12 protein-coding genes are annotated in these 12,319 nt (G+C 73.0%); 9 read left to right on the top strand and 3 right to left on the bottom strand.

The features are described from left to right. The first annotated feature begins 134 nt into the window (after positions 1-134). Positions 135-944, top strand: a complete 810-nt coding sequence (locus tag ACFWZ5_RS15020) for a crotonase/enoyl-CoA hydratase family protein (protein WP_384797288.1) — start codon at positions 135-137, stop codon at positions 942-944. Between the two features lie 18 nt (positions 945-962). Here the strand turns inward: ACFWZ5_RS15020 and ACFWZ5_RS15015 are convergent, their stop codons facing one another. Continuing rightward, the gene (locus ACFWZ5_RS15015; RefSeq protein WP_384797285.1) at positions 963-1,550 is read right to left on the bottom strand and encodes a YceI family protein; all 588 of its coding nucleotides are present in this window, start codon (positions 1,548-1,550) and stop codon (positions 963-965) included. 112 nt (positions 1,551-1,662) lie between these two features. On the opposite strand from ACFWZ5_RS15015, the gene ACFWZ5_RS15010 reads away from it, so the two are divergent. Beyond that, entirely contained in the window at positions 1,663-2,523 is an 861-nt protein-coding gene (locus ACFWZ5_RS15010) for a helix-turn-helix transcriptional regulator (protein ID WP_384797282.1), read from the top strand. Between the two features lie 88 nt (positions 2,524-2,611). Here ACFWZ5_RS15010 and ACFWZ5_RS15005 read toward each other — a convergent pair whose 3' ends face one another. After that, complete coding sequence (locus ACFWZ5_RS15005; RefSeq protein WP_384797279.1) at positions 2,612-3,631, bottom strand: carbohydrate kinase; 1,020 nt, start codon at positions 3,629-3,631, stop codon at positions 2,612-2,614. 186 nt (positions 3,632-3,817) lie between these two features. Between ACFWZ5_RS15005 and ACFWZ5_RS15000 the strand changes: the two genes are divergently transcribed. Then, complete coding sequence (locus ACFWZ5_RS15000; protein WP_384797276.1) at positions 3,818-4,240, top strand: Rieske (2Fe-2S) protein; 423 nt, start codon at positions 3,818-3,820, stop codon at positions 4,238-4,240. Positions 4,241-4,248: 8 nt separating this feature from the next. Here the strand turns inward: ACFWZ5_RS15000 and ACFWZ5_RS14995 are convergent, their stop codons facing one another. Continuing rightward, positions 4,249-5,253, bottom strand: a complete 1,005-nt coding sequence (locus ACFWZ5_RS14995; RefSeq protein WP_384890754.1) for a hypothetical protein — start codon at positions 5,251-5,253, stop codon at positions 4,249-4,251. 257 nt (positions 5,254-5,510) lie between these two features. Between ACFWZ5_RS14995 and ACFWZ5_RS14990 the strand changes: the two genes are divergently transcribed. The 6 genes from ACFWZ5_RS14990 (at position 5,511) to whiA (ending at position 12,229) form a co-directional block, all read left to right on the top strand. Next, on the top strand, positions 5,511-6,200 hold the full coding sequence (locus ACFWZ5_RS14990) for a papain-like cysteine protease family protein (RefSeq protein WP_384797273.1): 690 nt from the start codon (positions 5,511-5,513) through the stop codon (positions 6,198-6,200). A gap of 5 nt (positions 6,201-6,205) precedes the next feature. Then, a complete protein-coding gene (locus ACFWZ5_RS14985; RefSeq protein WP_384797270.1) occupies positions 6,206-7,045 on the top strand; it encodes a hypothetical protein in 840 nt (279 codons plus the stop codon). 111 nt (positions 7,046-7,156) lie between these two features. Then, complete coding sequence (uvrC, locus tag ACFWZ5_RS14980) at positions 7,157-9,304, top strand: excinuclease ABC subunit UvrC (RefSeq protein ID WP_384797267.1); 2,148 nt, start codon at positions 7,157-7,159, stop codon at positions 9,302-9,304. Next, positions 9,301-10,236 carry an RNase adapter RapZ gene (gene rapZ / locus ACFWZ5_RS14975; protein WP_384797264.1) on the top strand — a complete coding sequence of 312 codons (936 nt, stop codon included), beginning with the start codon at positions 9,301-9,303 and terminating at the stop codon, positions 10,234-10,236. Before uvrC ends, rapZ begins: the two co-directional genes overlap by 4 nt. Next, positions 10,233-11,249, top strand: coding sequence for a uridine diphosphate-N-acetylglucosamine-binding protein YvcK (yvcK, locus tag ACFWZ5_RS14970; protein WP_384797261.1), 1,017 nt, complete (start codon positions 10,233-10,235; stop codon positions 11,247-11,249). Before rapZ ends, yvcK begins: the two co-directional genes overlap by 4 nt. Beyond that, entirely contained in the window at positions 11,240-12,229 is a 990-nt protein-coding gene (whiA, locus tag ACFWZ5_RS14965; protein ID WP_384797258.1) for a DNA-binding protein WhiA, read from the top strand. Before yvcK ends, whiA begins: the two co-directional genes overlap by 10 nt. Positions 12,230-12,319: the final 90 nt, after the last annotated feature.

Below are 12,319 nucleotides of genomic sequence, written 5' to 3'. Positions count from 1 at the left end.
GCCCCCCACCGCCCGCCCGCGGCCCCGCGCGGCGGGGGGGCCCCCGCCCGCCCCGCGGGGGGCCCCACCTCCGCCGTTCACGGGACCCGAACACCCCTTGTTCCACGGGCCGTTCGCATGGTCGGGTGGGCGGCATGCCCGTACGCAGCGAGCGCCAAGGCCCCGTCACCACCGTCGTCCTGTCCCGTCCCCAGGCGCGCAACGCCGTCGACGGGCCCACCGCCCGCGCGCTCGCCGACGCCTTCCGCGCCTTCGACGCCGACCCGGACGCTTCCGTCGCCGTCCTGTGGGGCGAGGGCGGCACGTTCTGCGCGGGCGCCGACCTCAAAGCCATCGGCACACCGGACGGCAACGCCATCACGGACGTCGACGGCGCCAACAAGAGCGGCGGCGCCAACGAAAGCGGCGGCGCCAACGACGGGCCGATGGGCCCCACCCGGCTGTGCCTGTCCAAGCCGGTGATCGCCGCGATCTCCGGTCACGCCGTCGCCGGCGGCCTGGAGCTCGCCCTCTGGTGCGACCTCCGCGTCGCCGAGGACGACGCCGTACTCGGCGTGTTCTGCCGCCGCTGGGGCGTACCGCTCATCGACGGCGGCACCGTACGGCTGCCGCGCATCGTCGGCGAGGGGCGCGCCCTGGACCTCATCCTCACCGGCCGCCCCGTCGACGCCGCCGAGGCCCTCGGCATGGGCCTGGTCAACCGCGTCGTGCCGCGCGGCACCGCCCGCGAGGCCGCCGAGCGCCTGGCCGCCGAGATCGCCGCGTTCCCGGGGACCTGTCTGCGGCACGACCGGCTCTCCGTCAGGGAACAGCACGGCCTCCCCGAACGGCAGGCGCTCGCCGTCGAACTGAGCCACGGACGGCACGCCCTCAGTGAAGCGGCCGAAGGCGCCGCCCGGTTCACCGCGGGAGCGGGACGGCACGGCGCCTTCGGCGACGGCTGAGGGACCGGTCGGCGACCGTTACGCGCCCTCCTGGCCCGCGCCGCCGCCCGGCTCCAGGAACTGCATGTCCAGCTGGATCTTCACGACCTCACCGAGCAGACCCGGCGCGAACGTCAGGCCGAACTCGCTGCGCCGGATCTCACCCGTCGCCTCGAACCCGGCGTGCCGCGCCTCCCCGAAGGCACCCAACCCGCCGAACTCCACGGCGAGCGACACCGGACGCGCCACATCGCCGATGGTCAGGTCGCCCTCGAGCGTCCAGTCCTCGCCCGCACCCGTGATCCGCGTCGAACGGAACGTCATCGTCGGACGCTTCTCCACGTCGAGCAGGTCGGACGCCCGGACATGCGCGTCCCGGTCCGGGTTGCCGGTGTCGATCGACGCGAGCGCGATGGTGGCGTTCACCGCGGACTCCGCGAGCGTCCCGCCCACCACCAACTCCGCGTCGAACTCGGCGAAACGACCCCGCACCTTGGAAATGCCCAGATGGCGGATCGTGAAGTTCACAGCGGAGTGCAGCGGGTCGAACGCCCAGCGGCCCGCGGGCAGCGGCAGGCCGCCCGCGGTCGTCGTGGCGGCGGTCGTCTCAGTGGTTTCGAAGGTCATGCCGACCACTGTGCGGCGGCGCCGGAACCCGAGGAAGGCCGAGCGGAGACTGGTAGTGACAGGGCCACCATCAGGGGCGGAACACGCCCCGCCCCCCTGATACGTTCGAACGGTGAGCGACAACGAGCTGGGAGCCTTCCTGCGCACATGCCGCGAGGCCCTCACCCCCACCGAAGTGGGCCTGCCCAGCGGGCCGCGCCGCCGCACACCGGGACTGCGCCGCTCCGAAGTCGCCACGCTCGCCGGCATCAGCGTCGAATACCTCACCCGGCTCGAACAGGGCCGCGACCGCCACCCCTCACCGCAAGTGCTCGGCGCCCTCGGCGACGCCCTCCGGATGAGCGTGGAGGAACGCCTCCACCTGCGCCGCCTCCACAAGGTGAGCACCGGCGCCGACGCCCCTTGCTGCGCCGACGCCCCGCCGCCCGCCCGCACGGTGCGCCCCACCGTGCGGGACCTGGTCGACCGCCTGGAGCCCACCCCGGCCGTGCTCCTCAACCGGCTCGGCGACGTCCTCACGTACACGACGGCGTACGAACGGATCGCGCGCCCTCTCGGCCTGCTCGACGGCGACCGGCCCAACGTCGTCCGGCACGTCTTCACCGACGACCGGGCCCGCGCCGCGTTCCCCGAGTGGGACCGCGTCGCGGACGACGAAATCGCCCACCTCAGAAGCGAGTCACCCATGGTCGACCCGCATGTCCGGGGATTCGTCGACGAGCTGACCGTCCTCGCGGGGGCACCCTTCACCGACCGCATCGAGGGCGTACCCGGCCTGCCGCGCCGCAGCGGCGTCAAGCGCGTCGACCACCCCGAAGTGGGCATCCTGCGCCTGTCCTACGAGACGCTGGCGCTGCCCGACATCGACGGCCAGCGCCTGCTCGTGCACCTCCCGGCCGACGAGACCACGGCCGCGGCCCTCGACCGGCTCAACGGCCGCAAGCCCGGAGGCCTGCGGGCGGTCAGCGGCTGAACGGCCGGGTACGGCACGTACGCCGTGTACGCGGGTCCGGCCACGTACGCGTACGCGGCGCCCCCCCCGCACCCCGGCCGGCTCCCGGCTACACCCCGGCCAGCTCCCAGCCGTACGGCGGCTCCGCGCCCTCGCGGGAGCAGGTGACGGCCGCCGCGCGCGCCGCGAACCGCAGGACCTCCGCCCAGGCGTCGGCGCCGAGCCCGGCGAGCCCGTCCGCCGACAGGGCGTCCCGCGCGGCGAGGCCGTGCAGCAGCGCCGCGTTGACGGTGTCACCCGCACCGATCGTGTCGACGACGTCGACCGGGACGCCCGGCACGGCGTGCGCGCCACCGTCCCCGGTGAACACCGACAGACCGTCGGCGCCCCGCGTGACCACGACGGCGGCAGGGCCCGACGCCAGCCACTCCTCGGGCGAGCCGCCCAGCCAGCGCGCGTCCTCCTCCGACACCTTCAGGAGCGTCACCGACGGCAGCCAGCTCTTGAACCGGGCCCGGTAGGCGTCCGCGTCCGGGATGAGACCGGCCCGGATGTTGGGGTCGAGGGTCGTGAAGACACCGCCCGCCGCCGCGCGCCGCAGTACCTCCTCGTACGCGCTGGCGCCCGGTTCCAGGGCCAGCGAGCAGGTCCCGAAGGACATCGCCCGGGCGCCGTCCGGGAGCCGCGCCGGAGCGGCGAAGAGCCGGTCGGCGGTGCCCTCGACGTAGAAGGAGTAGCCGGCCGAGCCGTCCGCGCCGATCGAGGTCACGGCGAGCGTCGTCGGTTCGGCGCCGCGCTCGACGTACGACACGTCGACCCCCGCCGCCCGCAGCCCCGCGAGCAGCGCCTCGCCGAACGCGTCGAGCGAGACGCGGGAGCAGAACGCCGTGGGCGAGCCGAGCCGGCCGAGCGCCACCGCGGTGTTGAACGGGCCGCCGCCGAGCCGCGGCGCGAGCGCGGGCAGCGGCACACTGCCCGCAGCGATCGGACCGGCCGTACTGATCGCACCGCCCGTACCGGCCGCACCGCCCGCACCGGCCGCGCCGCCCGTTCCGGCCCGCTGCGAAGCCCCTCGCGCGGCCTCCTGCGGAACGAGGTCGATCAGGGACTCACCTGCGACGACTATCACTGACGGATCCTTTCAGGCGCGCAGCTTTCGCCCAGGCTAGAGCCTGCCCGGCCGGTGCGGCCGGAGCGGGCGCGACTCGGGCACGACCACGCCGTACCCGGTCACGGCCGTGCCCAACGCGGTCGCGGTGATCCGCACCGGTATGGTCTGATCCGTCGCCGAACGCCCCTGACCTGTGGAGACTTCATGCCCGGCACGCCCCACGCCCGCCGTACCGTGCTGCGCGCGGCCGCACTCGCTCCGGCCGCCGGGCTCGGGCTCACCGCCTGCTCGACCGACGACAAGGGCGGCAGCCGCTCGGCGCCGACGGAGCCGGTGGACCTGGGCGCGTCCGACGAGGTGGCGGTCGGCGAGTCGAAGCTCTACCGGGACCACAACGTGGTGGTCAGCCGCATCACCGACGACGAGTACAAGGCGTACAGCACGATCTGCACCCACGCCCAGTGCCCCATCAACAAGCTCCAGGGCAGCAAGCTGACCTGCCCCTGCCACGGCAGCCAGTTCGACGCGACGAACGGCAAGGTGCTGCACGAGCCCGCGGTGGCGCCGCTGAAGGAACTGCCGGTGAAGGTGGAGAAGGGCAAGATCGTGGCGGGGCCCGGCGCCTGAGCGCCCGGCTACTCCCAGCCCCACTCGATCCCCACGATCCCGGCCCGTACCTGCGGTTCCACCAGGTGCACCGACCGGTGGCTCCCGCTCAGGGTGAGTTCCTGGCGTCCCACGCGCGGGGCGGCCGCCGAGTGCTGGGTGAAGCGCTGGCAGCGCACCGGCAGGGCCTCTTCCGCGAAGCGGACCTGGAGGGCGTACTGGCCGCCCGCGAAGCTGAATCCGCGGAAGTACTCGCTGCTCGCTCCGGCCGTGCCGTCCTCGAAGCCGTAGCGGAACATATGCGTCTCGCCCGCGCGCAGGCGGGTGTCGAAGAGCAGCTCGGCGACCAGGACGCCGGTGCTGTGGTGCCACCGCACGCGCCCTGTACGGCAGTTCTCCAGGGCAAGGACGGCCGTGCGCTCCGGAGTGCAGCCGGGGTCTCCGTGGTGGATGGCGATGTAGCGGTCCACGCCGTCCCTGTGGGCGCGCACGATGTGCTCGGAGTCGCGGCCGAGGAGTTCGCGGTGCGCGCCGATGCGGACGCGCTCGTGGTGGCCGATGGTGTGCAGGCCGCCGTCGAGCGGTGATCCGAGCTCGGCGATCAGGGACTGCAGGATGTCGGAGGCCTCCACCAGGGAGCGGTACGAGCGGGCGGCGGGGCGCTCGCCGTCGGGGCGTTCGTCGGCCTGGGCGAGGAGTCTGATCAGTGACTCCTCGGGGAGTTCGAGTATCTCCTCCAGGGCGCGTACGGCCCGTAGGGACTCGGCGCGCTGGGGGCGGCGCGCGCCCTGCTGCCAGTAGCTCAGGCTGGTCACGCCGACGCTGACGCCGTGGCGTGCGAGGTGGTGGCGCACGCGCTGCAGGGGCAGCCGCCGGGCGGCGATCGCCGCGCGCAGGGCGACGTGGAAGGGGCCGGCGCGCAGGGCGGAGGCGAGGTCCGCCGGGATGCCGTCGGCGGGAAGCTTCGTGGGGGGCGTGGGGGACGTGGGGAGGGATGTCGGGGCGGGTGTCGGGGCGGGTGTCGGGAGGGTCATGGCGTGGGGGGAGGCGTGCAACACCGCGGGTCCTTTCTGTGAACGTTCACACCGACTGTTCGCGCGTACGCCCGGGTCGGGGCGGTTGACCAGGTGAGCGTGCGGGCGGTGTTCACAGGGGTGGGCTGTTGTTCACGGTTCAAGTCATCCCGCATTGAAGCGTGTTGACCTGCACTCGACAACACCTGATGCTCAACGCAGCAGCGTCCGGACGCGCTCCTCCACATCTCACCCCCACTTCGCTCGGGAGGACCGCGATGCACCCCATAGGCAGGCTCAGCCGACGGAGACGGCTGTCCGCGCTCGCCGTCGCCGCGACGGCCCTGTTCGCCGTACCGACGGCCACGGCCGCGGCGGCTCCGCACGACACCTCTTCCCCCGCCGCCACGTCGGTGGCGTCGACGTCCGTGGCGCCCGGCGCCTCCGGAGCGGCGGCCGTCCCCGGGGCGGCCGACCCGTCCGTCCTCGCCGCCAAGCGCCTGAACATCACGATGCAGGCGCAGCAGAAGACCAACTGGTGCTGGGCCGCGGCGGGCAACACCATCGCCACGTACCTGGGCAAGAACTACTCCCAGAACCAGTTCTGCAACGCCGCCTTCAACCGCAGCCAGAACACCGAGTGCCCCAACAACCAGGCCACCCTGGGCAACGTGCAGAACGCCCTCGACTGGGCGGGCATCAACTCCGGCTCGTACGTCACCGGCTGGCTGCGCTACCCGACGGTGCAGACCGAGATCAACGCCAACCGCCCCATAGAGACCCGCATCCAGTGGTCCAACGGCGGCGGCCACATGCACGTCATCTACGGGTACGACACCGCGAACAGCTGGGTGTACTGGGGCGACCCGTGGCCCTCAAGCGACCGCTACAACTGGGCGTCGCACTCCTGGTACGTGAACAACAACACCTTCTCCTGGACCCACTCGCTGTACCGGATCGGGGCGTGAGAGCGATGACACGTCGACTTCCCCGCACCCTCCTGAAGGCCGCGCTCGCGGGCTCGGCCGCCACCCTGCTGCTCGGCCTCGGGGCGCCGGGCGCCACCGCCGACTCCGGGCCCGCGGCCCCGCCCGCGCCGTCCCAGGCCGCCCGGGGCGCCGCGCACGACGCGGCCGGGTCCTCGAAGACCCTCGACACGCTCTCCCGCTTCTTCGCGCGGGACGGAGCGGTCTCGAAGGCGGCCGCCGACCCGCGCGTGACGGGCGAAGCGGCCGTACCCGTGTACTACTTGGCGCCGGATTTCGTCGCGGGCAAGAAGGACGTACCGGTCGCCCGCATGGAGTTCCTCGCCAGCAAGGCGGTCTCGTCCGACGGCCAGAAGGCCTCGCTCTGGACCGTCGAGCAGGCCGGCTCCTGGCAGGTCGTGAACATCGCCACCGGGGACGACGAGACCCGCTACGCGCGCGTGGGTGCCGACAAGCTCCCCGGAGGCACCGTCTTCCACGAGCCGCAGATCAACGCCTGGTACGTGCAGAAGGGCGAGCGGGTCCTGCCGCTCGACAAGGACGCGGTGCGGGCCGTCGGGGCCGACGGCACCACGGTCTCCGCCTACCAGAAGCGGGTGCACAAGGCGTACGGGGACAAGCTGCCGGGGTCCGCTTACGCGAAGTCGGGCAAGGCCGGTGGTTTTGGTGCAGAGGGTGCGGTGAGTGAGTCCGCCCCCGAGTCGGCCGCGTCCTCGACCGACGGGGCGGTGACCGTCGTCTCCTCCGTGGCCGGAGCCGGGGCCGCTGTCGCCCTCGGTCTGTCCGGGGTCGCTGTGGTGCGGCGGCGCGCTCGCCGTCTCGGCTGAGGTGGTCCCGGCCTTCGGCCGGGGCTTCTCCCGCCCGCCCGCCCTCTCGGGCGGGCGGGCTCGCCGCGGGCGGAACCCGGTCTGTCACACCCCGCCAGTAGGCTGTCCGACATGGCCGACCCTTCCAGCTACCGCCCCAAGCCGGGGCAGATCCCCGACTCGCCGGGGGTCTACAAGTTCCGTGACGAGCACCGCCGTGTGATCTACGTCGGGAAGGCCAAGAGCCTGCGCCAGCGCCTGGCCAGCTACTTCCAGGACCTGGCCAACCTGCACCCGCGCACGGCCACGATGGTGACGACCGCCGCGTCCGTGGAGTGGACGGTCGTGGCCACGGAGACGGCGGCGCTCCAGCTGGAGTACACCTGGATCAAGGAGTACGACCCGCGCTTCAACGTCAAGTACCGCGACGACAAGAGCTATCCGTACCTCGCGGTGACGATGAACGAGGAGTTCCCGCGCGTCCAGGTGATGCGCGGTCAGAAGAAGAAGGGCGTGCGCTACTTCGGCCCGTACGGCCACGCGTGGGCGATCCGCGACACGGTGGACCTGCTCCTGCGCGTCTTCCCCGTGCGCACGTGCTCGGCGGGCGTCTTCAAGAACGCCGCCCGCACCGGCCGCCCCTGCCTCCTCGGCTACATCGGCAAGTGCTCGGCGCCCTGCGTGGACCGCGTATCCGCCGAGGACCACCGGCAACTGGCGGAGGACTTCTGCGAGTTCATGACCGGCCGCACGGGGACGTACATCCGGCGCCTGGAGCGCCGGATGATGGACGCGGCCGAGGAGATGGAGTACGAGAAGGCGGCCCGCCTCCGCGACGACATAGACGCCCTCAAGAAGGCGATGGAGAAGAGCGCGGTCGTCCTCGCCGACGCCACCGACGCCGACCTGATCGCCGTCGCCGAGGACGAGCTTGAGGCCGCCGTCCAGATCTTCCACGTGCGCGGCGGGCGCGTGCGCGGCCAGCGCGGCTGGGTCACGGACAAGGTGGAGGCCGTGACCACCGGCGACCTCGTCGAGCACGCCCTGCAGCAGCTCTACGGGGAGGAGCGCGGCGACGCCGTCCCCAAGGAGGTCCTGGTCCCGGCCCTGCCCGACCCCGCGGAGCCCGTCCAGGAGTGGCTCACGGAGCGCCGCGGGGCGAACGTGTCGCTGCGCGTCCCGCAGCGCGGCGACAAGAAGGCCCTCATGGAGACGGTCGCGCGCAACGCCCAGCAGTCCCTCGTCCTGCACAAGACCAAGCGCGCCTCCGACCTCACGACCCGCTCCCGGGCCCTGGAGGAGATCGCGGCCGCCCTGGAGCTCGACAGCGCGCCCCTGCGCATCGAGTGCTACGACATCTCGCACCTCCAGGGCGACGACGTCGTCGCCTCCATGGTCGTCTTCGAGGACGGCCTCGCCCGCAAGAGCGAGTACCGCCGCTTCCAGATCAAGGGCTTCGCCGGGCAGGACGACGTCCGGTCCATGCACGAGGTGATCACGCGGCGCTTCAAGCGGTATCTCGCCGAGAAGGAGAAGACGGGGGAGTGGTCCCCGGAGGGGGCCCAGGAGACCCAGGAGGCGCAGGAGGTCCAGGCGAGCCTCACCGAGGAGGACGGGCGCCCCAAGAAGTTCGCCTACCCGCCCCAGCTCGTCGTCGTGGACGGCGGCCAGCCGCAGGTCGCCGCCGCCCAGCGCGCCCTGGACGAGCTCGGCATCGACGACATCGCGGTCTGCGGCCTCGCCAAGCGCCTCGAAGAGGTCTGGGTGCCCGGCGAGGACGACCCGGTGGTCCTGCCGCGCACCAGCGAGGGGCTCTACCTGCTGCAGCGCGTGCGCGACGAGGCGCACCGCTTCGCGATCACCTACCAGCGCGTCAAGCGGTCCAAGCGCTTCCGTGCGAGCCCGCTGGACGACGTTCCGGGGCTCGGTGACGCGCGTAAACAGACCCTGATCAAGTACTTCGGTTCGGTGAAGAAGCTCCGGGCCGCGACGATCGACCAGATCTGCGAGGTGCCGGGCGTCGGCCGCAAGACGGCGGAAGCCATCGCGGCCGCGTTCGCCCAGGCGGCCCCGGTGGCGCCCGCCGTGAACACGGCGACTGGAGAGATCATGGAAGACGAGGAACCCGCGGGGGCGGGAGACTCGGCCGACGGCGAGGACCCCGCGACGGCGGGAGACTCGGAGTACGGCAAGGGGCCCGCGCCGACCGCGGCCCCGGAAGACAGCGAGGCACCCACGCGCGTGGGTGCCGAGGAACCACGACGGGGGACGGAGACATGAGCGAGCACGACGAAGGCGGCACACAGGTGAGTACGAGTACCACCATCGAGGCAGGGGAGGCCGCGGAGGCGGCCATCCCCGAGCTGGTGATCATCTCCGGCATGTCGGGGGCCGGGCGCAGCACGGCCGCCAAGTGCCTGGAGGACCTCGGCTGGTTCGTCGTGGACAACCTGCCGCCCGCCCTGATCCCCACCATGGTGGAGCTCGGCGCCCGCTCCCAGGGCAACGTCGCCCGCATCGCGGTCGTCGTCGACGTGCGCGGCCGCCGCTTCTTCGACAACCTCCGCGAGTCCCTCGCGGACCTGGAGTCCAAGAACGTCACGCGGCGCACCGTCTTCCTGGAGTCCTCCGACGAGGCCCTGGTGCGCCGCTTCGAGTCGGTGCGCCGCCCGCATCCGCTCCAGGGCGACGGCCGCATCGTCGACGGCATCGCGGCCGAGCGCGAGCTCCTGCGCGAGCTGCGCGGCGACGCCGACCTGGTCATCGACACCTCCAGCCTGAACGTGCACGAGCTGCGCGCCAAGATGGACGCCCAGTTCGCGGGCGACGAGGAGCCGGAGCTGCGGGCCACGGTCATGTCGTTCGGCTTCAAGTACGGCCTGCCGGTCGACGCCGACCTCGTGGTCGACATGCGCTTCCTGCCCAACCCGCACTGGGTGCCGGAGCTGCGCCCCTTCACGGGCCTCAACGAGGAGGTGTCGGCGTACGTCTTCAGCCAGCCCGGCGCCAAGGAGTTCCTCGACCGCTACACGGAGCTGCTCCAGCTGATCGCCGCGGGCTACCGCCGCGAGGGCAAGCGGTACGTGACCATCGCCGTGGGCTGTACGGGCGGCAAGCACCGCTCCGTCGCCACGTCCGAGAAGCTCGCCGCCCGCCTCTCCTCCGCCGGTGTCGAGACGGTCATCGTCCACCGGGACATGGGGCGCGAATGAACCCCAACCGCCGGGTGCTCCGCCTGACCCGCCTGGGCCGCAAGCGGGGCGCCCAGCCCAAGGTCGTCGCGCTCGGCGGCGGCATGGGCCTGTCCGCGTCCCTGGCCGCCCTGCGCCGGATCACCGGGGACCTCACCGCCGTCGTCACCGTCGCCGACGACGGCGGCTCCAGCGGCCGCCTGCGGCAGGAGCTCGGGGTGCTTCCGCCCGGCGACCTGCGCAAGGCGCTCGCCGCGCTGTGCGGCGACGACGACTGGGGCCAGACCTGGGCGCGCGTCATCCAGCACCGCTTCCAGTCCCGCGGCGACCTGCACGAGCACGCCGTGGGGAACGTCCTGATCGTCGCCCTGTGGGAGCAGCTCGGCGACCACGTCCAGGCCCTGGACCTGGTCGGCAAGCTGCTCGGCGCGCACGGGCGCGTGCTGCCCATGTCCGCGGTGCCCCTGGAGCTCCAGGCCCTGGTCAAGGGCCACGACCCGGAGCGCCCGGACGACGTGGACACGGTCCGCGGGCAGGCCACGGTGGCGCTCACCCCGGGCGAGGTGCAGTCCGTGCACCTGGTCCCGCAGGACCCGCCCGCCGTCCCGGAGGCGGTCGCCGCCGTCCTGGACGCCGACTGGGTGGTCCTCGGGCCCGGCTCCTGGTTCTCCTCCGTGATCCCGCACCTGCTCGTCCCCGAGCTGCTCGACGCCCTCACGGAGACCAAGGCCCGGCGAATCCTTTCGCTGAACCTCGCGCCGCAGCCCGGAGAAACCGAAGGGTTCTCTCCGCAGCGTCATTTGGAGGTTTTGGCCCGACACGCCCCTAAACTCGCCCTGGACGTGGTGCTGGCCGACGAGGCCGCCGTGCCCGACCGTGGATCCCTCACCGACGCCGCCAAGCGGTTCGGCGCCACGGTGGAGCTGGCGCCGGTGGCCCGCCAGGACGGCAGCCCCAAGCACGACCCGGAGCTGCTGGCCGCCGCGTACGACCGTATTTTTCGGATGCATGGAAGGATCGGCCCATGGCGATGACGGCAGCGGTGAAGGACGAGATCTCCCGGCTCCCCGTCACCCGGACCTGCTGCAGGAAGGCGGAGGTCTCGGCGATCCTGCGGTTCGCGGGCGGACTCCACCTGGTCAGCGGCCGCATCGTGATCGAGGCGGAGCTGGACACGGCGATGGCGGCCCGCAGGCTCAAGCGGGACATCCTGGAGATCTTCGGGCACAGCTCGGAGCTGATCGTGATGGCCCCCGGCGGACTGCGCCGCGGCTCCCGGTACGTCGTGCGGGTCGTCGCGGGCGGCGACCAGCTGGCCCGCCAGACCGGCCTGGTCGACGGCCGCGGCCGTCCCATCCGGGGCCTTCCGCCGCAGGTGGTCTCGGGGGCCACCTGCGACGCGGAGGCCGCCTGGCGCGGCGCGTTCCTCGCGCACGGCTCGCTGACCGAGCCCGGCCGCTCCTCCTCCCTGGAGGTGACCTGCCCGGGTCCGGAGGCCGCCCTCGCGCTCGTCGGCGCGGCCCGGCGGCTGCAGATCGCCGCGAAGGCCCGCGAGGTACGCGGTGTGGACCGCGTCGTCGTCCGTGACGGTGACGCGATCGGTGCCCTCCTGACGCGGCTCGGCGCCCATGAGTCCGTGCTGGCCTGGGAGGAGCGGCGGATGCGGCGCGAGGTGCGTGCCACCGCCAACCGCCTGGCCAACTTCGACGACGCCAACCTGCGCCGCTCGGCCCGCGCCGCCGTCGCCGCGGGCGCCCGGGTGCAGCGCGCCCTGGAGATCCTCGGCGAGGAGGTGCCCGAGCACCTGGCGGCCGCCGGACGCCTGCGCATGGAGCACAAGCAGGCCTCCCTGGAGGAGCTGGGCGCGCTCGCCGACCCGCCGCTGACCAAGGACGCCGTCGCGGGCCGCATCCGCCGCCTGCTTGCCATGGCCGACAAGCGGGCGCAGGACCTGGGCATCCCGGGCACGGAGTCCAACCTCACCGAGGAGATGGCGGACAACCTCGCGGTCTGAGCCGCACCGCGCCAAGGCCCCGCCGACCTGTCGAAGGCCCCGCCGATCCGCACGGCGGGGCCTTCGTGCGCCCGAAAACAGGGGGTTCCG

This window comes from Streptomyces sp. NPDC059003 (genome assembly GCF_042740445.1).
Classification (GTDB): Bacteria; Actinomycetota; Actinomycetes; order Streptomycetales; family Streptomycetaceae; genus Streptomyces.
Note: the sequence above shows the minus strand (reverse complement) of the source record. Positions and strands in the feature narration are given on the sequence as shown.